The sequence below is a fragment of the Pseudomonas brassicacearum genome (assembly GCF_009601685.2).
Classification (GTDB): Bacteria; Pseudomonadota; Gammaproteobacteria; order Pseudomonadales; family Pseudomonadaceae; genus Aquipseudomonas; species Aquipseudomonas kilonensis_B.
This window is the reverse complement of record NZ_CP045701.2, coordinates 5,955,191-5,977,603: the sequence shown is the minus strand read 5'-3', so window position 1 is coordinate 5,977,603 and position 22,413 is coordinate 5,955,191. Positions and strand designations below refer to the sequence as shown.

Below are 22,413 nucleotides of genomic sequence, written 5' to 3'. Positions count from 1 at the left end.
TCTCGATGGTCTGAAAGTTGGGTAGGAGCAGACCATTTCTGGCCTGCTCCCCCCTAAAAACCGTACGTGCGCCTTTCAGCGCATACGGCTCAAGTCTCTACTTAACCCCCGAAATCGGGAGCCGGTTTGTTCACTGTTAGCCCACGAGCATGAAGCTGCTGGTGGCAAATGGGATGCAATAGTACCCGGTTGCTTAGCGAGTCACCACCGCCTTGTGAGCGATAAATGATGTGGTGGTCGTGCCACCCCGTCTCCCTGGTTATCGGGTTCTTGCACAGTAAACACAGACCTTTTTGCGATTGAAACAGGTTTGATACTTGTTTACGGTATTTCAGCTTCCCGAGCATCCGGGACATCCGCAGTTTCTCGCCCATTTCCTCCATCGAAGGATCGAACGGGTTGTACTCCCCGCTGATTTTTCTGTGCCTCTCGATCGGCGTAGCCTCAAGGGTGTATAGCCTGATCTCCTCTTTGTCCCCAGTCTCTGTCAGTAACGTGGTGCAGAACACCCAGTTTCGACCCTCGATGAGTTGGAAATACTTCTTCCTGATCCAGTCGAGGTTTTTGTTCGGGTGTCGCCGTTTTGCCCAGCGCCATAGCGCTTGGAATATTTGAAAGTCCATGCGGCTGTACGCCTTCTTGGCGACTACTGGCTGGTGATAGAACGCCCAGCCTCGCAGCATCGGGTTCAGCAATCGGATCAGATCCTCTTGCGTCACCGCTTTGTTGGTGCTGATGACCTCCTTGGCCTTGCGATAGAACGCTTTCACGTTTTTCTTGCTCGGCTTGATCAGAAGCTTCCCGCCGTACTTGCGGAAATTCCAACCCAGAAAGTCAAAGCCTTCATCTATATGGACGACATGGGTTTTCTCAGGGGATAACTGCAATCCGCGCACCGCGAGGAACTGCTCCACCCAAGGTTTGACTTCGCTATCGAGCACCTCTTTCGATTCGCCAGTGATCACAAAATCGTCCGCATATCGCACTACATTGATTTTCAGCTTCTTGGCCCGTGTCACGCCCAGATATCGCTTGAGCTGTGTTTCCAGGCCATCCAGCACCATGTTTGCCAAGGTCGGCGAGATAATCCCGCCTTGAGGTGTACCGGCATCCGTTGCCTGAAGCTGGCCTTTATGGATCACGCCTGCTTTCAACCATTTGCGAAGAACCATTTTGTCCGTAGGGACGTGGTGGATCAGCCAGTCGTGGTTGATATGGTCAAAGCAGCCCTTGATGTCCGCTTCCAAAACCCATTTGGCCGATAGCCTCTTGGACAGGCAAACGAACAACTGCCCCATCGCATCCGCCGTCGAACGTTCGATCCTGAAGCCGTAGCTATTGGGATCACCCGTGGTTTCTGCGATGGGCGCCAGAGCAAGCAAGTACAACGCCTGCATTGCCCTGTCAGTCATGGTCGGGATGCCCAAAGGGCGCTCCTTTCCATTCGACTTTGGGATAAACACTCGCCGTAGCGGCCGAGGTTTATACCCGTGGCGCTTCAATCCATCTGCCGCTTTCCATTTGGCATCCGGTGTATCCCAGAGCACGCGGTCGACTCCCGCCGTGCGCTTACCCTGGTTTTCAGTGACTCGCCGTACGGCCAAGTATCTGGCCGAGCGTGAGCGGGTCAGCATCCGTTGCAAGGCTTTCACCCTGCGCCAGTTGCCTTCCCGACAAGCCTTCGCAATCCGTATCTGCATTGCCCGAACGTTCCGCTGAACGCGACACCAGTCGATGTCGTGCCATTGCTGCGGAACGTCGGAAGGCGCAGACACGGCCATTTGGCTGTGTTCTATCATGCTGCCTTCCTCTCAGATGACCCTGAGCAAAAGACGTACGCATCCCCTGATGAGGAGGGGCGCTCCCGTCAGGGTTGGACTATTGGAAGGTCCGGTATTTCTGGACCTCGAAGTTCATTGAAACAGGCTCAATCAGCATTCATGCGACGAAAGACCACGCAGAAGTCTGCCCGGTTTCCCGTGGGATAATGTTCCAATCCCTATCCGAACCATTACAGCCCGGCGTTCGCTTTCTCTGCGATCCCATACCCGCACAGCCAACAGTTCACCTTGCGGTTTGCCTGCCCGAAGGCAGCCATACGGGCTTACCACGTTCCCTGACTGTCACACGACTGGTTTAGGACCTGCCTTTTCGCCGGAGGCTTGTGCAGCGACGTATTCCCACATCCCACAGGAATATCTGGCCTCGTACCTTTTGGTTCATGCCTGACAGCAGTTTGGGCATGGTTATCCTTACGGCGTTTATCAGCAGTTCACTTACGTTGCCCTTGCCAGCCAGCCTAGCGCCTCAACCCGGTACTGCTCCGAGCATCCATGACTTGCCTCGCAGCAAGATCACGCCCTGACGGGGGCTACATTGTCGGAAGAGCTTCATACCCCACCGTTACCAGTGACGCATGTCTTCCTAGGCTATCGTTGGTCGCACAACGAGTCCGCTACTGTTCAGTGACTGCAACAGTTGGACAATGACAGACAGAACTTTCGCTCATGTCTCCAGTTGAAATGGACAAGGACCGTAGGAAAACGGCTTGTCTGGGTGATGTTCCCCCTATTTGCAGAAGGAGGAACCCCTGCGGGGATTCTTCCCGTCAGAGTAAGGCCATGGGGCCGATGTGATGAAGTAAGCACTCCCAGTCCGAAATCCGGACCATAACCACGCTTCCGAGTGCTAAGTGGTTTTGGGTTCGCTATTGCGCCGCAGCGACAACGAGTCTTTTTAAGCGAAGGACTCCTTGGGCGGTTTTGTTTCCCGAATTGGCTGCCGGGCTGTTGGTTCCTTTGCAAGAACCCTTCACGATGACTCCTCATCGCGAAGCTGGAGGCACGCTACGCGTGTCGCACAAGATGCTGGATAATAAAGCATGACCCGCTTGACGGCTAGCGCCGTCGGAGACCCTTGCAATGCCCGACCAAGATGTACGCTTGCAACACCTGAAAGTTTGGCTCGATGAACAACTGCCTATCCTTTTTACTCAACAGGGCTGGGGAGTCGTACCCCCGGCCACGTTGACCGCCGCCAGCAGTGACGCGAGTTTCCGGCGTTATTTCCGCTGGGAAGGCGAGGGTCGCAGTTTGATCGTAATGGATGCGCCGCCGCCCCAGGAAAACTGCAAACCCTTCGTGGATATTGCTTTTTTGCTGGCGAAATCCGGCATTAACGTGCCAAAAATTTATGCCGAAGACCTCGATCGCGGCTTTCTTTTGCTCAATGACTTGGGCAACCAGACCTATCTGGACGTGATCAACGGCGAAAATGCCGACGATTTATTCCGCGATGCCCTGCAAGCCTTGCTGGCTTTCCAGCAACTGCCGATGGTTGCGCCGTTGCCGAGCTACGATGTCGCGTTGCTGCGCCGGGAGCTGGAATTGTTCCCCGAGTGGTACGTCAAGCGCGAGCTGGGTATCGAATTGGATTCGGCCCAGCAGCAACTCTGGCAGCAGGCCAGCGAATTGCTGATCGACAGCGCCCTGGCCCAGCCCAAAGTGCTGGTGCACCGCGACTACATGCCGCGCAACCTGATGCTCAGCGTGCCGAACCCCGGTGTGCTGGATTTTCAGGATGCGGTCTATGGCCCCGTCACCTACGACGTGACCTGTCTGTTCAAGGACGCCTTCCTCAGTTGGCCCGAGGCGCGCGTGCGCGGCTGGCTGGAGAATTACTGGCAGCAGGCCGGCGCCCTTGGCATTCCCGTCCAGCCGGACCTTGAGGACTTCCTGCGGGCCAGCGACTTGATGGGCGTGCAGCGCCATCTCAAGGTCATCGGGATCTTCGCGCGCATTTGCCATCGTGATGGCAAGCCACGCTACCTCGGCGATGTGCCGCGCTTCTTTGCCTATATAGAAGCGGTCATTGCCCGTCGTCCGGAACTGGCACCGCTCGGTGAATTGCTGGGCAGCCTGCGGCAATCGGCCGGAGCAACGGCATGAAGGCGATGATCCTGGCGGCGGGCAAGGGCGAACGCATGCGGCCCTTGACCCTGACCACGCCAAAGCCGTTGATTCGCGTGGGGGGTGTTCCCTTGATCGAATACCACTTGCGGGCGCTGGCCAGGGCCGGCTTCACCGAGATCGTGATCAATCACGCCTGGCTCGGTCAGCAGATCGAAGATCACCTGGGGGATGGTTCTCGGTTTGGCGTGAGCATTCGGTTTTCCCCCGAAGGCGAGCCGCTGGAGACCGGCGGCGGAATCTTCAGGGCCTTGCCGCTGCTGGGCGATGAAGCGTTTGTGGTGGTGAACGGCGATGTCTGGACCGACTACGATTTCAGTGCGTTGCGCCGGCCGATCGAGGGGCTGGCGCACCTGGTGCTCGTCGATAATCCCGAGCATCACCCGGACGGCGATTTCGTCCTGGCCGACGGAAAGGTTCACGATAGGCGCGCACCTGCCGACAACCTGACCTATAGCGGCATCGCCGTCCTGCACCCGCGCTTGTTCGACGGTTGCTCGGCCGGTGCGTTCAAGCTCGCACCGCTGTTGCGCGCGGCCATGGCCGAGGGACGCGTCAGTGGCGAGCACCTCAAAGGGCATTGGGTCGATGTCGGCACCCATGAACGTTTGGCGCAGGTCGAAACCTTGATAGAAGCGAGCGGTTGATATGTGGTGGCCAGGGACTCTGATTGGAGCCGGGGCTGGCTTTGCCATAGCCAGCATCCCGGGGGCCATGCTTGGGGCGTTGTTGGGACAGGCGCTGGATCGGCGCCTGAACCTGCAGGGCTGGGCGCAGGTACGTGAGCGCCTGGGTGGGCGCCCGGCGTTACGCAACGATGAGTTGTTGTTTGTATTGCTGGGGCGGTTGGCGAAAAGTGATGGGCGTGTGGTCGATGGCCACATCCAGCAGGCTCGCCAGGAAATGCGTGCGCTGGACTTGAGCGAGTCGGCGCAGCGCCGGGCGATCGCGGCGTTCAACCGGGGCAAGTCCGCAAATGATCACTTGCGCGGTTATATGCGGCGCCTGGCCGTCCAGCCTCATGCGGCTGAAGGGGTATTGCGCGCGTGTTGGCGGATGGTCTGGGCCGATGGGCGTGCCGGTGTCAACGAGCGAGAACTGGTGGCGCAGTGGGGCCGGTGGCTGGGCTGGACGCCGCAACAGGTCCAAGCGCTGGCGGCTGATTACGAACCGCAGAAACTGTCGCGGCCCAACAGCGGCGTGACCTATCAGGAAGCCTTGCGCTTGTTGGGTGTTTCGGCCACCAGCGAACCGTCACAGATCAAGCGTGCTTACCGGCGTCTGCTCAGTCGTCATCATCCGGACAAGATTGCCGGTAGCGGGGCAACGCCCTTGCAGGTGCGTGAGGCCACCGACAGAACCCGGGAGCTGCACAATGCCTATCGACTGATTCGCGAGCGGCGGGATTTTCGGTAGCCTGCTGGCCTGCGGTAGGCGCTGCCGAAGGCTGCGATCTTGATATTTCGCCTGAGACTCAACTGGCCTTGGAAAGATCGCAGCCTCGCTTCGCTCGGCAGCTCCTACAGCGTGGTCCAACGGGAGCAAGCTCCCCCACCACGGTGGGTGGGGCCATAGTCAGCCTTACTCCCCGGCTTTCTGCGGACTCAACCAACCCCGAACCCGACGGAACAGTTGCTCCTGCTCCGCCGCCGGGTTCGGCAGGGCCTTGAGGGACACTTGGCTGAAGGTCGAGCCTTTCAAGCGTTTGCTCGCTTGCAAGCGCTCCAGCGCCGCGTTGCGATCCAGCGGCTTGTCCATGTAGAAAATGTCGGCGGTCGCCAGTTTCAAGGTCGAGGTCAGTTCGGCCAGGGCCGGCTTGGCGGTGACCGGGGTCTGGGCGGCCACCATCACGAAGCGTTCGACTTGCGAGGGTTGTTTTTCACTCAAGTAACGCGCTGCCCAATAGGCGCCAGTGCCATGGCCCAGCAGCACGATGCGGCGCGCGCTTTGTTGTTCGGCGTAGGCCAGCGCTGCATCGATACGGGCGAAGATGCGCTCGGCATCGGCCTTGGCGTGTTCTTCATCAGTTTGGGGAACGATTGGATCTGCCGCATCAGCTTCGCCGCCCGCGACCTGTTCGATCGGCGCCGCGGTGGTGGCATCCGGTGCTGCCGCAGCGGTGTCGGCCGGCTTGGTTTCGGGCGGTGTTTCCATCACGCGCGGTGCAATGACGTCGCTTTGCAGGTCCGGCAGGGTGATACTCAGGCTGCTCCATTCAACATCGGGCAATTTTTTACGCAACGGGCCGATAGCTTGAGGCCAGTCAGCTGTTTCGCCGGCGCCGGGGACTATGATGACTGCGCCCTTGGGGTCGCTGGTATTGGCCGGTTTCCACAGCGCCAGGAAGGTATCGCTGCCGGTCTGCAACTGTTGTTGTTCCTGAAGTGGGATCGTTCGCTCAAGTGCGATCGCTTCTTCCTGGCTACGCTCGAGCAAGGGTTGGCGCTCGACGGGTTTTTCCTCGGCAGGTTGCTGCGCGGCGGGTGCCGTTTCGCTGGCCTGCACAGAAAAGGCACTTGGCAGGATCAGCGACAGGCACAATGCTGGCAACGCCAGGCGATAAACAGAGGGCATCGGATATTCCATGACCAGAAGTATTTCCGGCAGCCTAATGGGTTGGTCAGTATTTGTCAGTGCATGAGACTTCGATGATGCGTTTTTGCTGCCTGTGGGTTATCGGCTGTTTATGGCTTCCCTTGATGGCGTGGGCCGCGCCCGCGCCGTCGGCGCACGGGGTGCAATTGAATGCAGGGCAGCGCCAGTGGTTGGCGCAGCATCCGCAATGGCGGGTCGGCCTGGTATTGCAGGCGCCCTATGCGCAATACGACCGGCGCTTGCAGCGGTTGTCCGGCACCAACGTCGAGTTGATGCAATGGCTGGGCAAGGCGTTGAACGTCGAACTCACGTGGCGCAATTTCCAGGACCTGGCGCAACTGGAAGCGGCGGTGCGCGCTGGCGAAGTGGACATTGCTCCGGGCCTGAGCCAATCTCCGAGCGGGCTCAAGCTCTGGCAGTTTTCCGATCCCTACATGCGCGTGCCGCAATTGATCGTCGGTGCGCAGAAGGGGGCCGAGGGGGTGGAGTTGGAAAAACTCGACACCCAGGCCCGGGTCGCGGTGCGCATGCCCAGCGCCACGGCCGATTACCTGCGCAGCAACTACCCGATGCTGAATCTGCAAGGCGTGCCGATGGAGCGCGCGGCCCTGCAATTGTTGCTGACCCAGCAGGCTCGATATGCGGTGGTCGATGAGGCTCAGCTCGGGCGGCTGATGGTCGAGCCCGAATTCGCCGAGCTGGCGGTGGTGGGCGACATCGGCCTGCCGCAGTTGCTGCGGGTTGCCACGCGCCGGGACTGGCCGGAACTGGCCGATATCATCGAGAGCGGTTTGCAGGCAATTCCGGCCAAGGAGCTGGAGCAACTGCACAGCCGCTGGCTCAAGCCGAAATACCCGCGCCTGACCGAGACCCCGGGTTTCTGGCAGAACTTGACCCTGTTGATTCTGGCCCTGCTGCTCAGCAGCATCGCCATCGTGTTCTGGCAGCGCCGCCAGCAACGCGCACTGGAACGCCGTCTACGGGCCGCGAAGGAGGACATCGCCCAGCGTGCTGCCAGCGAGGAAGCCTTGCGTCTGACGCAGTTTTCCATCGATCAAAGCACGGTCGGCATCCTCTGGGTCAATTGGGACAGCCACGTGCGCTATGCCAACCGAGCGGCTGAAACCATGCTCGGCTATGCCTCGGGCGCCATCATCGACCGTCCCTTGATCGACTTCGAGCCGGGCTTGCACATGGATCGTTGGCTGAACCTGTGGAAGCGCGCCCGGGCCAGTGAAGACCGGCCGCAGAGTTTCGAGACCGAGTGCGTGCGAGCCGACGGCAGCATTCTGCCGGCCGACGTTTCCCTGAGTTTCCTGCGTTTTCGCGACGCCGAATACCTGGTGGTCTACCTCAATGACGTGACCGAACGTCGACGTGCGCTGGCGGCGTTGCGCGAAAGCGAAGCGCGGTTGCAAGGTATCGCCGCTAATGTGCCAGGCCTGGTCTTTCGCCTGGAGCGGGCGCCAGTGACCGGCCAGATCGACTTTGCCTACATCAGTGAAGGCAGCGAAAGCCTGGTGGGTTATTCCCCTGCAACCCTGGCCCGCAGCGACACCGGGCTGCGCAGCCTGGTGCACCCGCAGGACAAGGCCGATTACCACCGCACCCAGGACCAGGCGCTGGACACCGACAGTGACTGGTCGTGGCAGGGCCGCATCCTGACCCGCGAAGGCCAGGAGCGTTGGGCCGAGATCAAGGCTATCACCCGTCGCCTGGAAGATGGGGCCTACGTCTGGGACGGGATCGTCTGGGACATCACCGAAAGCAAGCGCATCGAACTGGAACTGGCCAGCTCCCGGGAGCAGTTGCGCGAGTTGTCGGCGCACCTGGAAAGCGTGCGGGAAGAGGAAAAGGCACGCATTGCCCGGGAAGTTCACGACGAGCTGGGCCAGATGCTGACGGTGTTGAAGCTAGAAACATCCATGTGTGAATTGGCCTACGCGCAACTCGACCCGGGCCTGCATGAGCGGCTCAACAGCATGAAGCGCCTGATTGCCCAGTTGTTCCAACTGGTGCGGGACGTGGCAACGGCGCTGCGCCCGCCGATCCTGGATGCTGGCATTGCCTCGGCCATCGAATGGCAGGCTCGGCGTTTCGAGGCGCGTACGCAGATCCCATGCCTGGTGCAGGTGCCGGACAACCTGCCGGCCCTGAGCGATGCCAAGGCCATTGGCCTGTTCCGGATTCTCCAGGAAGCGCTGACCAACGTGATGCGCCACGCCCAAGCGCATACTGTAGAGCTGACGCTGGTTCAGGAGGGCGACGAATTGTGCCTGACCGTCAGCGACGACGGTGTAGGATTTATTGCCGATACGGGTCGGCCAACCTCCTTTGGCCTGGTCGGCATGCGTGAGCGGGTGCTGATCATGGGCGGGCAGTTGACCCTGGAGAGTGAACCGGGGGAGGGCACGACCCTGTCGGTGCGGGTGCCGTTGCATGAGGTCTGATGGGGTGGGTTGCCTGGGCGGGCCCAATCGCGAGCCAGCTCGCTCCCACATTGATTGAGATGTACACATGACCCTGGGGGAGCGAGCTTGCTCGCGATGAGATCCTGAATCTGGAGAACAACGTGATCCGTGTACTGGTAGCCGAAGACCACACCATCGTCCGTGAAGGCATCAAGCAGTTGATCGGCCTGGCCAAGGATCTGGTGGTGGTAGGGGAGGCGAGCAATGGCGAACAGTTGCTCGAGACCTTGCGCCACGTGCCCTGCGAGGTGGTGCTGTTGGACATTTCCATGCCGGGCGTCAACGGCCTGGAGGCAATCCCACGGATCCGGGCGCTGAACAATCCGCCGGCCATCCTGGTGTTGTCGATGCATGACGAGGCGCAAATGGCTGCCCGCGCCCTGAAGGTCGGCGCCGCCGGCTACGCGACCAAGGACAGCGACCCGGCCCTGCTGCTCATGGCGATTCGCAAGGTCGCGGCCGGCGGACGCTATATCGACCCGGACCTGGCCGACCGCATGGTCTTTGAAGTCGGCCTGACCGACACGCGGCCGTTGCACTCGCTGCTGTCCGAGCGTGAGTTCTCAGTCTTCGAACGATTGGCCCAGGGCGCCAACGTCAACGACATCGCCCAGCAACTGGCCCTGAGCAGCAAGACCATCAGCACCCACAAGGCGCGGCTGATGCAGAAGCTCAACATCACCTCATTGGCAGAGTTGGTGAAATATGCGATGGAGCACAAGTTGCTCTGAACCCCGCAATTCCCCCCTGGGAGCGAGCTTGCTCGTGATGGCGGCGGCACATTCAATATTGATGTCGGCTGACATGGCGCTATCGCGAGCAAGCTCGCTCCCACGGGAAATGTGTCGGCATATCCATTTGCGACACACTCCAACAGCGCTTTTTGCCCCTACTTGCAGCTTGCCGCTTACAACTCGCCGCTGCATTTACCCAATCCCGCCATCCTTGTAGGGCAATCCCTACCCCGACTCTTCCATCCGGCTGAGGCGATTCTCTCCTGCCTCCCGATTTGCGCGGCTCCCAGGGTCCACTAGGCTTGATTCACAAGCAGTCATCAATACAAAAGGTGCGGGTATGAGCCAGGTCGATTCAAGCGCGGGGGCCAGTGATGTGCTGGTCAGCTTTCGTGGTGTGCAAAAGAGCTACGACGGCGAGAACCTGATCGTCAAGGACCTCAACCTGGATATTCGCAAAGGCGAATTCCTGACCCTGCTCGGGCCTTCCGGCTCCGGCAAGACCACCAGCCTGATGATGCTCGCCGGGTTTGAAACCCCAACCGCCGGTGAGATCCTGCTGGCCGGGCGCTCGATCAACAATGTGCCACCGCACAAGCGCGACATCGGCATGGTGTTCCAGAACTACGCCTTGTTCCCTCACATGACCGTCGCCGAGAACCTGGCGTTCCCGCTTACTGTGCGTGGCCTGAACAAGAGCGACGTGAGTGATCGGGTCAAGCGCGTCTTGAGCATGGTCCAGCTGGACAGCTTCGCCCAGCGCTACCCGGCGCAACTGTCCGGTGGCCAGCAGCAACGGGTAGCCCTGGCCCGGGCCCTGGTGTTCGAGCCGCAGCTGGTGCTGATGGACGAACCCTTGGGTGCGCTGGACAAGCAATTGCGCGAGCACATGCAGATGGAAATCAAACACCTGCACCAGCGCCTTGGCGTGACGGTGGTCTACGTGACCCACGACCAGGGCGAAGCCCTGACCATGTCCGACCGCGTGGCGGTATTCCACCAGGGCGAGATCCAGCAGATCGCCCCGCCGCGTACCCTGTATGAAGAGCCGAAAAACACCTTCGTCGCCAACTTCATCGGCGAGAACAACCGTCTCAATGGTCGTCTGCACAGTCAAACCGGCGAGCGCTGCCTGGTGGAGCTGGGGCGCGGTGAGAAGGTCGAGGCACTGGCGGTGAATGTCGGCAAGCCCGGCGAGCCGGTGACCCTGTCGATCCGTCCGGAGCGGGTGAGCCTCAACGGCGCAAGCGAACAATGTGTCAACCGCTTCTCAGGGAGGGTGGCGGAATTCATCTATCTGGGCGACCACGTCCGGGTTCGCCTGGAAGTCTGCGGCAAGAATGACTTCTTCGTGAAACAACCGATTGCCGAGCTCGACCCCGAGCTCGCTGTCGGGGACGTGGTTCCGCTTGGCTGGCAAGTCGAGCATGTGCGTGCGCTCGATCCCCTTCTAGAGGCGAATTGATCGCCCCCTGCTGTACCAACACCAACCCTGCACGTGGAGAGAACAATAAATGTTGAGATCCCTGAAGTTCACAGCCCTGACCCTGGGCATGATGGGTGCGGCAAGCGCGATGGCGGCGGGCCCGGACCTGACCGTGGTGTCTTTTGGCGGGGCGAACAAGGCGGCTCAGGTCAAAGCCTTCTACGCACCGTGGGAAGCGGCCGGTAACGGTAAAATTATCGCTGGCGAATACAACGGCGAAATGGCCAAGGTCAAGGCCATGGTCGATACCAAGAGCGTTTCCTGGGACCTGGTAGAAGTCGAGTCCCCGGAATTGTCCCGTGGTTGTGACGAAGACATGTTCGAACAACTGGACCCGGCCCTGTTCGGCAAGGCCGAAGACTACGTCAAGGGCGCCATCCAGCCTTGCGGCGTGGGCTTCTTCGTGTGGTCGACCGTGCTGGCCTACAACGCTGACAAACTGAAAACCGCGCCGACCAGTTGGGCGGACTTCTGGGACACCAAGCAATTCCCAGGCAAGCGCGGCCTGCGCAAAGGCGCCAAGTACACCTTGGAATTCGCCCTGATGGCCGATGGTGTCGCACCGAAAGACGTCTACAAAGTGCTGGCTGGCAAAGACGGTCAGGACCGTGCGTTCAAGAAGCTCGATGAGCTCAAGCCGAACATCCAGTGGTGGGAAGCTGGCGCCCAGCCGCCGCAGTACCTGGCGTCCGGTGACGTAGTCATGAGCTCGGCCTACAACGGCCGGATCGCCGCGGTACAGAAAGAAAGCAACCTGAAAGTGGTGTGGAACGGCGGCATCTACGACTTCGACGCTTGGGCCATTCCGCGTGGCCTGGACAAGACCCGGGCGGAAGCGGCGAAGAAGTTCATCGCCTTCTCGGTGGCGCCGCAGCAGCAGAAGACCTACTCGGAAAACATCGCCTACGGCCCGGCCAACACCCAGGCAGTACCCTTGCTGGCCAAGGATGTTCTGAAAGACATGCCGACCACTCCGGAAAACATCGCCAACCAAGTGCAGATCGACGTCAGCTTCTGGGCTGACAACGGTGAGCAACTGGAACAGCGCTTCAACTCCTGGGCGGCCAAGTAGGCGCTGCCGAAGGCTGCGATCTTTTGATCTTCAGTGTCCATGAGGGCCTCAAAAGATCGCAGGCTGCGCCAGCTCCTACAGGATTTGCGTTTCACCATAAACAGTGGCGGTTCGCCGCCGCTGTAACGATCAAAAAGATTTGCGGAGTTCGCCATGGCCATCGCCGTTCCACTGAACGCGGGCACCAGCCCCACCCTCAAGCAACGGCTCAAGCGCGCCGAGCGGGTCAACCGCTGGAAGGCCCAGGCCTTGATCGCGCCGCTGGTGTTGTTTCTGTTGCTGGTGTTCCTGGTGCCGATCGTGGCGCTGCTGTTCAAAAGTGTCAGCAATCCGGAAGTGGTCAATGGCATGCCGCGCACCGTCGCTGCGGTCGCTGCCTGGGACGGACGTGGGTTGCCAGGCGAGCCGGTATACAAGGCCGCCAGCGAAGACCTGGCCGAAGCCCGCAAGAATCAGACCTTGGGCGATTTGTCCAAGCGCCTGAACATGGAACTGGCCGGCTATCGCAGCCTGATGACCAAGACCGCCCGTGCGCTGCCGTTCGCCACTGAGCCGGCCTCTTATAAAGAAGCGATGGAGAACCTCGACGAACGCTGGGGCGATCCGGCGTATTGGCAGGTGATCCGCCGCAACACCAGTGATGTCACCCCGTATTACCTGCTGGCGGCTGTCGATCATCGCATCGATGACCTCGGTGAACTGGCCCCGGCCACCCCCGATCAGGCGATCTACCTGGATATTTTTGCCCGTACGTTCTGGATGGGCCTGGTGATTACCACGATCTGCCTGGTGCTGGCCTATCCGTTGGCGTACCTGCTGGCGAACCTGCCGTCACGCCAGAGCAACCTGCTGATGATTTTGGTGCTGTTGCCGTTCTGGACGTCGATCCTGGTGCGGGTGGCAGCGTGGATTGTGCTGCTGCAATCGGGCGGATTGATCAACAGTGGCCTGATGGCCATGGGTATCATCGATAAGCCTCTGGAACTGGTGTTCAATCGCGCCGGTGTGTACATCTCCATGGTCCATATCCTGCTGCCGTTCATGATCCTGCCGATTTACAGCGTGATGAAAGGCATCTCGCCGACTTACATGCGTGCGGCGATTTCCCTGGGGTGCCATCCGTTTGCCAGTTTCTGGCGCGTGTACTTCCCGCAGACCTATGCCGGTGTCGGCGCGGGTTGCCTGTTGGTGTTCATCCTCGCCATCGGCTACTACATCACCCCGGCGCTGCTGGGCAGCCCGAGCGATCAGATGGTCAGCTATTTTGTCGCGTTCTACACCAACACCAGTATCAACTGGGGCATGGCCACGGCGCTCGGCGGGTTGCTGTTGCTGGCGACCGTCGTGCTTTACCTGATTTACAACTGGCTGGTGGGCGCCAGTCGCCTGCGCCTGAGCTAAGGGGAGATTGAAATGCTGAGTCCTTACATGTCTCCCGTCGAACGGGTGTGGTTCTACAGCTTGCGCATACTCTGCGGGCTGATCCTGCTGTTCCTGATTTTGCCAGTGCTGGTGATCATCCCACTGTCGTTCAACTCCGGCAGTTTCCTGGTGTACCCGCTGCAAGGCTTTTCGCTGCAGTGGTACCACGATTTCTTCGCCTCGGCCGAATGGATGCGGGCGCTGAAAAACAGCATCATCGTGGCCCCGGCGGCGACGTTTCTGGCGATGATCTTCGGCACACTGGCGGCCATCGGCCTGACCCGTGGCGACTTCCCAGGCAAGGCGCTGGTGATGGCCCTGGTGATCTCGCCGATGGTGGTACCGGTGGTGATCATCGGCGTGGCCAGTTACCTGTTTTTCGCGCCACTGGGGATGGGCAACAGTTTCGTCTCGCTGATCGTGGTCCACGCCGTGCTGGGCGTACCGTTCGTGATCATCACGGTGTCGGCGACCCTGCAGGGGTTCAACTACAACCTGGTTCGGGCCGCCGCCAGCCTTGGGGCTTCGCCACTGACGGCGTTTCGTCGGGTGACCCTGCCGTTGATCGCCCCGGGGGTGATCTCCGGCGCACTGTTTGCCTTCGCGACGTCGTTTGATGAAGTGGTGGTGACCCTGTTCCTGGCGGGTCCCGAGCAGGTAACCCTGCCACGGCAGATGTTCAGCGGCATCCGCGAAAACCTCAGCCCCACCATCGCGGCGGCGGCGACGCTGCTGATCGCCTTCTCGGTGATCCTGCTGCTGACCCTGGAATGGTTGCGTGGGCGCAGCGAGAAACTGCGCACTGCCCAAGTCTGAGGCCAGCGTTGGTCCCTGTGGGAGCGGGCTTGCTCGCTCCCACGGGGGCTGGGGTGTATTCATGCGCTGAATAGCAGACAACCCTCAATACCGAGCTATCCTTGTGCCAGCCCATACTCGAATAAGAGGCCGCGCACATGAGTCTTTCCTCATTCAAGATCGCCCACAAACTGATCACCGGTGCCGCTGCCATCGAGCAACTGGCGGCTGAGCTGACCCGGCTGGATGTCGACAACCCGCTGATCGTCACCGATGCCGCGCTCGTCAAGTCCGGCACTGTTGAGCTGGCCCTGCAACATCTGGGTGGACGGGACTACGAGATTTTCGACCGGGTCATGCCGGACCCGGAAATCGCCATTGTCGAAGACTGCATGCAAGCCTACCGCGACGGTGGTCATGACGGCCTGATTGGTCTGGGTGGCGGCAGTGCCATCGACATCGCCAAGTGCGTGGGGGTCTATGCCGGGTACCACGGCGAGTTGCAAGATATGTTCGGCGTCGATCAGGTGCCGCGCAAAGGCCCGCCGATGATTGCCATCCCCACCACGGCCGGTACCGGTTCGGAAGTCACCAACGTGGCGATCCTCTCCGACAAGGCCGCGCAGTTGAAAAAAGGCATCGTCAGCGATTATCTGTTGCCGGACGTGGCGCTGGTCAGCCCGCAGATGACCCTCACATGCCCGCGCAGCGTCACGGCTGCCAGTGGCGTTGATGCGCTGGTCCACGCCATCGAGGCCTACCTGTCGCTCAATGCTTCGCCGATCACCGATGCCCTGGCCATAGGCGCAATCAAGCTGATCACCCGCGCGCTGCCCAAGGCCTATGCCAACCCGGCTCACTTGCAAGCCCGTGAAGACATGGCCACGGCCAGCCTGATGGCCGGCATGGCATTTGGCAATGCCGGAGTTGGAGCGGTGCATGCGCTGGCCTATCCGTTGGGCGGGCGCTTTCACGTGTCCCATGGCGTGGCCAACGCCTTGTTGCTGCCGTACGTCATGGCTTGGAACAAGATGGCGTGTGTCGAACGCATGCGTGACATCGCCGAGGCCATGGGCCTCAAGACCGCTCACCTGAGCGATCTTGAGGCTGCCGACGAGGCTGTGGAGGCCATGGCAACGCTGTGTGCCGCGGTGGAAATACCCAAGGGCCTCAGCAGCCTGGGCGTGACCGAGGAGGTGATTCCATCCATGGCGGTGGAAGCGGCGGGGATAGAACGGCTGATGCGCAACAATCCGCGCAAACTGAGCGCTGCCGATATCGAGGAAATCTACCGCGCAGCGTATTGATCGATTGTCGCGGTGGGCGCGCCAAATCTTGAGGTATACAATGCGCGCCATCGTGATTTCGCTCAAAACAGGTGCGTCATGCAGCCCTTCGCTATTGCTCCGTCGATTCTCTCTGCCGACTTCGCCCGCCTGGGCGAGGAAGTGGACAACGTTCTGGCCGCCGGGGCCGACATCGTGCACTTCGATGTCATGGACAACCACTACGTACCCAACCTGACCATCGGCCCGATGGTCTGCGCGGCGCTGCGCAAGTACGGCGTCACCGCGCCGATCGATGCGCACCTGATGGTCAGCCCGGTGGACCGCATTGTCGGTGACTTCATCGAAGCCGGCGCCACCTACATCACCTTCCACCCGGAAGCCACGCTGCACATCGATCGCTCCCTGCAGCTGATCCGCGAAGGCGGTTGCAAGGCCGGCCTGGTGTTCAACCCGGCCACGCCCCTGGACGTGCTCAAGTACGTGATGGACAAGGTCGACATGATCCTGCTGATGAGCGTCAACCCTGGCTTCGGCGGGCAGAAGTTCATCCCGGGCACCCTCGACAAGCTGCGCGAAGCCCGTGCGCTGATCGATGCCTCGGGCCGTGATATCCGCCTGGAAATCGACGGTGGCGTGAACGTGAACAATATCCGTGAAATCGCCGCGGCCGGCGCCGACACGTTCGTCGCGGGTTCGGCGATCTTCAGTGCACCCGACTACAAAGAGGTGATTGCAAAAATGCGCGCCGAACTGGCCCTGGCGCGCCCATGAGCGGCTTCGAGCAGCTGTTCCCCGGCAGCTTGCCGCGTCTGGTGATGTTCGACCTCGATGGCACATTGGTCGATTCGGTCCCGGACCTTGCGGCGGCGGTGGACACGATGCTGCTCAAGCTTGGACGCCCGCCTGCCGGCCTCGATTCGGTACGCCATTGGGTCGGTAATGGCGCGCCGATGCTGGTGCGCCGGGCCCTGGCCAATGACATCGACGCCCAAGGTGTCGATGATGCCGAGGCCGAGCGGGCGCTGGCGTTGTTCAATGACGCCTACGAAGACAATCACCAACTGACGGTGGTCTATCCCGGCGTGCGCTCCACCCTCAAGTGGCTGCAAAAACAGGGCGTGGAAATGGCCCTGATTACCAACAAGCCGGAGCGCTTCGTTGCGCCGTTGCTGGACCAGATGAAAATCGGCCGTTATTTCCGCTGGATCATCGGCGGCGACACCTTGCCGCAGAAAAAACCGGACCCGGCCGCGCTGTTCTTCGTGATGAAAATGGCCAACATCCCGGCCTCCCAATCGTTGTTCGTCGGCGACTCGCGCAGCGATGTGCTGGCGGCGAAAGCGGCTGGGGTCAAATGTGTGGCGTTGAGTTATGGCTACAACCATGGTCGGCCGATCGCCGAAGAGTTTCCAACGCTGGTGATCGACGATTTGCGCCTGTTAATTCCCGGTTGCCTGGACCCGGCCGCTGAGATAACGTTGCCCGACGCTGTTCAATCCTCTTCTGGAAACGCCATCGTGGTGGTCACTCGCAAGCTCTGGATGAAAGTCATGAAGGCCCTGGCCCGCTGGCGTTGGCGCACCTGACGTGATCCTGGCCGGTTATCCGGCGCGTTTGCATACCTGACTGTCAGCTCCTCTTGCCACGAGGCACCCCATGATCCGTGAAGAATTTCTGCGTCTAGCCGCTGCCGGCTACAACCGCATCCCCCTTGCCTGTGAAACCCTGGCCGACTTCGACACGCCGCTGTCGATCTACCTCAAGCTGGCCGACCAGCCCAACTCCTACTTGCTCGAATCGGTGCAGGGCGGCGAGAAATGGGGCCGTTACTCCATCATCGGCCTGCCGTGCCGTACAGTGCTGCGGGTCCATGACCATCGCATCAGCGTGACCCACGACGGTGTCGAAATCGAAAGCCTCGAAGTCGAAGACCCGCTGGCCTTCGTCGAAACCTTCAAGGCTCGTTACAACGTGCCAACCATCCCTGGCTTGCCGCGCTTCAACGGCGGCCTGGTGGGTTATTTCGGCTACGATTGCGTGCGCTACGTGGAGAAACGCCTGGGCACTTGCCCGAACCCCGATCCGCTGGGTGTGCCAGACATTTTGCTGATGGTCTCCGACGCGGTCGTGGTCTTCGATAACCTCGCCGGCAAGATGCACGCCATCGTCCTGGCCGATCCGTCCCAGGAAGGTGCCTACGAGCAAGGTCAACAAAGCCTGCAAGCACTGTTGGAAAAGTTACGTCAGCCGATCGCTCCGCGTCCCGGCCTGGACTTCAGCAAGCAGTCGGCGGCCGATCCGGTGTTTCGTTCCAGTTTCACCCAGGACGATTACGAACGGGCCGTCGATACCATCAAGGAGTACATCCTCGCCGGTGATTGCATGCAGGTCGTGCCGTCGCAACGGATGTCCATCGACTTCAAGGCGGCGCCCATCGATCTCTACCGGGCGCTGCGCTGTTTCAACCCGACGCCCTACATGTACTTCTTCAACTTCGGCGACTTCCATGTCGTGGGCAGTTCGCCGGAAGTGCTGGTACGGGTCGAAGACAACCTGATCACCGTGCGACCGATCGCCGGCACTCGCCCCCGTGGCGCCACGGAGGAAGCTGACCGGGCCTTGGAAAAGGACCTGCTGTCGGATGACAAGGAGATCGCCGAGCACCTGATGCTGATCGACCTGGGGCGCAACGACACCGGGCGGGTCTCGGAAATCGGGTCGGTGAAACTCACCGAGAAGATGGTCATCGAGCGCTATTCCAATGTGATGCACATCGTCTCCAACGTCACGGGCCAGTTGAAGGCCGGACTGACAGCGATGGACGCCTTGCGGGCGATCCTGCCGGCCGGCACCTTGTCCGGCGCGCCGAAAATCCGCGCGATGGAAATCATCGACGAACTGGAGCCAGTCAAGCGGGGGGTGTACGGCGGGGCCGTGGGTTACTTCGCCTGGAACGGCAACATGGATACCGCCATTGCCATTCGCACCGCCGTCATCAAGAACGGCGAACTGCACGTGCAGGCTGGCGGCGGCATCGTCGCCGACTCGGTGCCGGCGCTGGAGTGGGAAGAAACCCTGAACAAGCGTCGGGCGATGTTCCGCGCCGTGGCACTGGCCGAGCAGACCCCCAGCAACTGATCCACCTGACACGACATAGGCGCTGTGTAGGCGTTGTGTAGGAGCTGTCGAGTGCAACGAGGCTGCGATCTTTCCAAGACCAATTGAGTCCAGAACAAAAGATCAAGATCAAAAGATCGCAGCCTCCGGCAGCTCCTGCAGAAGCAAGTCGCCCCTTCGTTAGAAATCCAGGCTGACCCCCAGGCTCAGGCGATTCAGGTGGCTCTGTGGCGTATAGCCTTCCAGCGTGAAGTCGTTGGCCGGCAGGCTGTTGAGGGCGATGTTGACCTTTTGCGTGTCGTCTTCGTACTCGCGTTCGTGGGCATATTCGCCAAACACCTGGGTCTGGCGGGTGATGTTGTATTTGCCTTGCAAGCCGATGCCCAGGCGTTTCGAATCACGGGTCTGGTCATCGAAGGTCAGGGCCGTGGAGCGGTTGCTCTTTTCCGAATAACCATCGACTTCACCTTCGCATAGTCAGCGCTGACAAACGGCGAGAGGTGCCACTCGCTGCCCGGTTGGGCGATGTCATAGCCTACACGCGTGCTGAATGCCCATAGATGGCCTGAGAAAGTCCGTTTCCATCTTGTTTTTGTTAGAACGAAACGATAGTGCCAAAAATTTCCGGCGTCTTGCCATCCATCTTGAACGTCGCGATTGTTTCAAAGCCCTTCGGGAACGGTCATATTGCGTGCTCCGCCCAGCTAAGCTACTGTGCCGGGACGTATGAACGAGACTTTCCCTGTGTCGATTGTCAGCAAACTTCTGGATCAAATGATCAAGGCACACGCCCGCTGGCGTTGGCGCGCCTGAACATTCTCCGCCGGCCTCGCCGGACCTGTACCGATTTGCCTTCTTTACCCGCTTGTAGAGCCGCTTCGCAGGGGCATCACTTGCCTCGCCAAGCGCAGCAGCGTGCGGGTCACTCTCTGAAGGTTGTATTTAAAGTCAGTGAATTCAATAGGTTGCTTACGCCATGTTGCTGATGATCGATAACTACGACTCTTTTACCTACAACGTTGTGCAGTACCTCGGCGAGCTGGGCTCCGAGGTCAAGGTCGTGCGCAACGACGAACTGACCATCGCCGAAATCGAAGCCCTCAAGCCTGAGCGCATCGTGGTTTCGCCCGGCCCGTGCACGCCGACCGAGGCGGGCATTTCCATCGAGGCCATCAAGTATTTCGCCGGCAAGCTGCCGATCCTGGGTGTTTGCCTGGGACATCAGTCGATTGGCCAGGCGTTCGGCGGTGACGTGGTGCGCGCCCGACAAGTCATGCACGGTAAGACTAGCCCGGTATTCCACGAGGACAAGGGCGTGTTCGAGGGGCTGAATCATCCGCTTACCGTAACCCGCTACCATTCCCTGGTGGTCAAGCGCGAAACTCTGCCTGACTGCCTGGAATTGACGGCCTGGACCCAACTTGAAGACGGCTCGGTCGATGAGATCATGGGGCTGCGCCACAAGACGCTGAATATCGAGGGTGTGCAATTTCATCCCGAGTCTATTCTCACCGAACAGGGCCACGAACTGTTCGCCAACTTTCTCAAACAAACCGGCGGCACGCGCTAAGGACTTTTCATGGATATCAAGACAGCCCTGAGCCGTATCGTCGGCCATCTCGACCTGAGCACCGACGAGATGCGCGATGTGATGCGCGAAATCATGACCGGCCAATGCACGGATGCGCAGATCGGCGCGTTCATGATGGCCATGCGCATGAAGAGTGAGAGCATCGATGAAATCGTTGGTGCGGTTTCGGCGATGCGCGAGCTGGCGGACAAGGTCGAACTCAAGACGCTGGACGGTGTGGTGGATGTGGTCGGTACCGGCGGTGACGGCGCCAATATCTTCAACGTTTCCACTGCCTCGTCGTTTGTCGTCGCGGCGGCGGGTTGCACCGTTGCCAAGCACGGCAATCGGGCAGTTTCCGGCAAGAGCGGCAGTGCCGATCTGCTGGAGGCGGCCGGTATCTACCTGAACCTGACGCCGATCCAGGTGGCACGCTGCATCGATAACGTCGGCATCGGTTTCATGTTTGCCCAGACCCACCATAGCGCCATGAAACACGCCGCGGCCCCCCGTCGTGATCTGGGGCTGCGCACGCTGTTCAATATGCTCGGCCCGCTTACGAATCCGGCCGGCGTGAAACATCAGGTGGTCGGAGTGTTCAGCCAGGCGTTGTGCCGGCCATTGGCTGAAGTCCTGCAACGCCTGGGCAGCAAGCACGTGCTGGTGGTCCATTCGAAGGATGGCCTGGATGAGTTCAGCCTGGCGGCGCCAACATTCGTGGCCGAACTAAAAAATGATCAGATCAGCGAGTATTGGGTCGAACCTGAAGACCTCGGCATGAAGAGCCAGAGCCTGCACGGGCTGGCGGTCGACAGCCCGGCCCAATCGCTGGAACTGATCCGTGATGCCTTGGGTCGCCGCAAGACCGAGAATGGCCAGAAAGCCGCTGAGATGATCGTGCTCAATGCCGGTGCCGCGTTGTACGCCGCCGACCACGCCAGCAGCCTCAAGCAAGGCGTGGAGTTGGCCCATGACGCACTGCATACCGGCCTGGCCAGGGAAAAGCTCGAAGAGTTAGGTGCATTTACTGCCGTATTCAAAGTGGAGAACGAAGGATGAGCGTGCCAACGGTTCTGGAAAACATTCTGGCTCGCAAGGCCCAGGAAGTGGCCGAGCGCAGCGCCCGGGTCAGTCTGGCCGAGTTGGAAGGCCTGGCGCGTTCAGCGGATGCGCCGCGTGGCTTTGCCCAGGCCCTGATCGATCAGACCAAGAAAAAACAACCGGCGGTGATTGCCGAAATCAAGAAGGCATCCCCCAGCAAAGGCGTGATTCGTGAGCATTTCGTTCCGGCCGAGATCGCGCGAAGCTACGAAAAGGGCGGTGCGACCTGCCTCTCGGTGCTGACCGACGTCGACTTTTTTCAAGGGGCCGACGACTACCTGAAGCAAGCACGGGCGGCGTGCAAGCTGCCGGTGATCCGCAAGGATTTCATGATCGACCCGTACCAGATCATCGAGGCGCGTGCGTTGGGCGCCGATTGCGTACTGTTGATCGTTTCCGCCTTGGACGACGTGAAAATGGCCGAGCTGGCGACCGTTGCCAAAAGCGTCGGGCTGGATGTCCTGGTGGAAGTCCACGACGGTGACGAGTTGGAGCGAGCCCTGAAGACCCTCGATACCAAGCTGGTCGGCGTGAACAATCGCAACCTGCACACTTTCGAAGTCAACCTGGAAACCACCCTGGACCTGTTGCCGCGCATCCCGCGCGATCGCTTGGTCATCACCGAAAGCGGCATCCTCAACCGGGCCGATGTCGAACTGATGGAAGTCAGCGATGTGTACTCGTTCCTGGTGGGCGAAGCGTTCATGCGGGCCGAGAACCCGGGTACGGAATTGCAGCGACTGTTCTTTCCTGAACGAGGCTTGCCGGTGAGCGGCTCGACGCTGGACTGATC

At 60.4% G+C, this 22,413-nt stretch carries 18 protein-coding genes and 1 pseudogene; 16 read left to right on the top strand and 3 right to left on the bottom strand.

Features of this window, described 5'->3' with window-relative positions; genetic code table 11:
- Positions 1–101: 101 nt before the first annotated feature.
- Positions 102–1,799 carry a group II intron reverse transcriptase/maturase gene (ltrA, locus tag GFU70_RS26020; protein ID WP_057449615.1) on the bottom strand — a complete coding sequence of 566 codons (1,698 nt, stop codon included), beginning with the start codon at positions 1,797–1,799 and terminating at the stop codon, positions 102–104.
- A 1,122-nt stretch (positions 1,800–2,921) separates the two neighbouring features.
- On the opposite strand from ltrA, the gene GFU70_RS26015 reads away from it, so the two are divergent.
- The 3 genes from GFU70_RS26015 to GFU70_RS26005 are packed head-to-tail and all read left to right on the top strand — an operon-like array spanning position 2,922 to position 5,384.
- Positions 2,922–3,947 (top strand): aminoglycoside phosphotransferase family protein, encoded by a 1,026-nt coding sequence (locus tag GFU70_RS26015; RefSeq protein ID WP_058542841.1) that lies wholly within the window; start codon positions 2,922–2,924, stop codon positions 3,945–3,947.
- Complete coding sequence (murU, locus tag GFU70_RS26010) at positions 3,944–4,615, top strand: N-acetylmuramate alpha-1-phosphate uridylyltransferase MurU (protein WP_058542840.1); 672 nt, start codon at positions 3,944–3,946, stop codon at positions 4,613–4,615. The genes GFU70_RS26015 and murU overlap by 4 nt, the downstream gene beginning before the upstream one ends.
- A 1-nt stretch (position 4,616) precedes the next feature.
- Positions 4,617–5,384, top strand: coding sequence for a TerB family tellurite resistance protein (locus GFU70_RS26005; RefSeq protein WP_153389000.1), 768 nt, complete (start codon positions 4,617–4,619; stop codon positions 5,382–5,384).
- 165 nt (positions 5,385–5,549) lie between these two features.
- Here GFU70_RS26005 and GFU70_RS26000 read toward each other — a convergent pair whose 3' ends face one another.
- Positions 5,550–6,542: an alpha/beta hydrolase family protein gene (locus GFU70_RS26000; RefSeq protein WP_116643715.1), complete on the bottom strand. Its 993-nt coding sequence runs from the start codon at positions 6,540–6,542 to the stop codon at positions 5,550–5,552.
- 74 nt (positions 6,543–6,616) lie between these two features.
- Here GFU70_RS26000 and GFU70_RS25995 point away from each other — a divergent pair, with 74 nt between their 5' ends.
- From GFU70_RS25995 to trpE, 10 genes are all read left to right on the top strand, one after another.
- Entirely contained in the window at positions 6,617–9,013 is a 2,397-nt protein-coding gene (locus GFU70_RS25995; protein ID WP_153388999.1) for a PAS domain S-box protein, read from the top strand.
- A 122-nt stretch (positions 9,014–9,135) separates the two neighbouring features.
- Positions 9,136–9,765 (top strand): response regulator transcription factor, encoded by a 630-nt coding sequence (locus tag GFU70_RS25990; RefSeq protein WP_003206156.1) that lies wholly within the window; start codon positions 9,136–9,138, stop codon positions 9,763–9,765.
- Between the two features lie 343 nt (positions 9,766–10,108).
- Positions 10,109–11,233, top strand: a complete 1,125-nt coding sequence (locus GFU70_RS25985) for an ABC transporter ATP-binding protein (RefSeq protein WP_058542836.1) — start codon at positions 10,109–10,111, stop codon at positions 11,231–11,233.
- 49 nt (positions 11,234–11,282) lie between these two features.
- Positions 11,283–12,326 (top strand): ABC transporter substrate-binding protein, encoded by a 1,044-nt coding sequence (locus GFU70_RS25980; RefSeq protein ID WP_116643717.1) that lies wholly within the window; start codon positions 11,283–11,285, stop codon positions 12,324–12,326.
- 153 nt (positions 12,327–12,479) lie between these two features.
- The gene (locus GFU70_RS25975) at positions 12,480–13,727 is read left to right on the top strand and encodes an ABC transporter permease (RefSeq protein ID WP_058542834.1); all 1,248 of its coding nucleotides are present in this window, start codon (positions 12,480–12,482) and stop codon (positions 13,725–13,727) included.
- Between the two features lie 12 nt (positions 13,728–13,739).
- Entirely contained in the window at positions 13,740–14,564 is an 825-nt protein-coding gene (locus GFU70_RS25970; protein ID WP_153388998.1) for an ABC transporter permease, read from the top strand.
- A 137-nt stretch (positions 14,565–14,701) separates the two neighbouring features.
- A complete protein-coding gene (locus tag GFU70_RS25965; RefSeq protein ID WP_058542832.1) occupies positions 14,702–15,850 on the top strand; it encodes an iron-containing alcohol dehydrogenase in 1,149 nt (382 codons plus the stop codon).
- A 78-nt stretch (positions 15,851–15,928) separates the two neighbouring features.
- Positions 15,929–16,603: a ribulose-phosphate 3-epimerase gene (rpe, locus tag GFU70_RS25960; RefSeq protein ID WP_153388997.1), complete on the top strand. Its 675-nt coding sequence runs from the start codon at positions 15,929–15,931 to the stop codon at positions 16,601–16,603.
- Complete coding sequence (locus GFU70_RS25955) at positions 16,600–17,418, top strand: phosphoglycolate phosphatase (protein ID WP_058542830.1); 819 nt, start codon at positions 16,600–16,602, stop codon at positions 17,416–17,418. The genes rpe and GFU70_RS25955 overlap by 4 nt, the downstream gene beginning before the upstream one ends.
- 70 nt (positions 17,419–17,488) lie before the next feature.
- Positions 17,489–18,970, top strand: coding sequence for an anthranilate synthase component I (gene trpE / locus GFU70_RS25950; RefSeq protein ID WP_058542829.1), 1,482 nt, complete (start codon positions 17,489–17,491; stop codon positions 18,968–18,970).
- A gap of 171 nt (positions 18,971–19,141) precedes the next feature.
- Here the strand turns inward: trpE and GFU70_RS25945 are convergent.
- Positions 19,142–19,515, bottom strand: a pseudogene (locus tag GFU70_RS25945) (autotransporter domain-containing protein); the annotation flags it as partial.
- Positions 19,516–19,925: 410 nt separating this feature from the next.
- Between GFU70_RS25945 and GFU70_RS25940 the strand changes: the two are divergent.
- Genes GFU70_RS25940 through trpC form a run of 3 tightly spaced genes read left to right on the top strand, consistent with a single transcriptional unit; the run spans position 19,926 to position 22,411 of the window.
- Positions 19,926–20,519 (top strand): aminodeoxychorismate/anthranilate synthase component II, encoded by a 594-nt coding sequence (locus GFU70_RS25940; protein ID WP_003206137.1) that lies wholly within the window; start codon positions 19,926–19,928, stop codon positions 20,517–20,519.
- A gap of 9 nt (positions 20,520–20,528) precedes the next feature.
- The gene (gene trpD / locus GFU70_RS25935; protein ID WP_058542827.1) at positions 20,529–21,578 is read left to right on the top strand and encodes an anthranilate phosphoribosyltransferase; all 1,050 of its coding nucleotides are present in this window, start codon (positions 20,529–20,531) and stop codon (positions 21,576–21,578) included.
- Entirely contained in the window at positions 21,575–22,411 is an 837-nt protein-coding gene (gene trpC / locus GFU70_RS25930) for an indole-3-glycerol phosphate synthase TrpC (protein ID WP_153388996.1), read from the top strand. Before trpD ends, trpC begins: the two co-directional genes overlap by 4 nt.
- The last annotated feature ends 2 nt before the right edge of the window (positions 22,412–22,413 follow it).

What these genes read in the sequence shown, in the direction of transcription:
- GFU70_RS25975 (WP_058542834.1), top strand. Translation starts at nt 12,480, where the DNA reads ATGGCCATCGCCGTTCCACTGAACGCGGGCACCAGCCCCACCCTCAAG.
- GFU70_RS25940 (WP_003206137.1), top strand. Translation starts at nt 19,926, where the DNA reads ATGTTGCTGATGATCGATAACTACGACTCTTTTACCTACAACGTTGTG.
- GFU70_RS26000 (WP_116643715.1), bottom strand. Translation starts at nt 6,542, where the DNA reads ATGCCCTCTGTTTATCGCCTGGCGTTGCCAGCATTGTGCCTGTCGCTG.
- ltrA (WP_057449615.1), bottom strand. Translation starts at nt 1,799, where the DNA reads ATGATAGAACACAGCCAAATGGCCGTGTCTGCGCCTTCCGACGTTCCG.
- GFU70_RS25985 (WP_058542836.1), top strand. Translation starts at nt 10,109, where the DNA reads ATGAGCCAGGTCGATTCAAGCGCGGGGGCCAGTGATGTGCTGGTCAGC.
- GFU70_RS25965 (WP_058542832.1), top strand. Translation starts at nt 14,702, where the DNA reads ATGAGTCTTTCCTCATTCAAGATCGCCCACAAACTGATCACCGGTGCC.
- GFU70_RS25995 (WP_153388999.1), top strand. Translation starts at nt 6,617, where the DNA reads ATGATGCGTTTTTGCTGCCTGTGGGTTATCGGCTGTTTATGGCTTCCC.
- murU (WP_058542840.1), top strand. Translation starts at nt 3,944, where the DNA reads ATGAAGGCGATGATCCTGGCGGCGGGCAAGGGCGAACGCATGCGGCCC.
- GFU70_RS25970 (WP_153388998.1), top strand. Translation starts at nt 13,740, where the DNA reads ATGCTGAGTCCTTACATGTCTCCCGTCGAACGGGTGTGGTTCTACAGC.
- rpe (WP_153388997.1), top strand. Translation starts at nt 15,929, where the DNA reads ATGCAGCCCTTCGCTATTGCTCCGTCGATTCTCTCTGCCGACTTCGCC.
- GFU70_RS26015 (WP_058542841.1), top strand. Translation starts at nt 2,922, where the DNA reads ATGCCCGACCAAGATGTACGCTTGCAACACCTGAAAGTTTGGCTCGAT.
- GFU70_RS26005 (WP_153389000.1), top strand. Translation starts at nt 4,617, where the DNA reads ATGTGGTGGCCAGGGACTCTGATTGGAGCCGGGGCTGGCTTTGCCATA.
- GFU70_RS25955 (WP_058542830.1), top strand. Translation starts at nt 16,600, where the DNA reads ATGAGCGGCTTCGAGCAGCTGTTCCCCGGCAGCTTGCCGCGTCTGGTG.
- GFU70_RS25980 (WP_116643717.1), top strand. Translation starts at nt 11,283, where the DNA reads ATGTTGAGATCCCTGAAGTTCACAGCCCTGACCCTGGGCATGATGGGT.
- trpE (WP_058542829.1), top strand. Translation starts at nt 17,489, where the DNA reads ATGATCCGTGAAGAATTTCTGCGTCTAGCCGCTGCCGGCTACAACCGC.
- trpD (WP_058542827.1), top strand. Translation starts at nt 20,529, where the DNA reads ATGGATATCAAGACAGCCCTGAGCCGTATCGTCGGCCATCTCGACCTG.
- trpC (WP_153388996.1), top strand. Translation starts at nt 21,575, where the DNA reads ATGAGCGTGCCAACGGTTCTGGAAAACATTCTGGCTCGCAAGGCCCAG.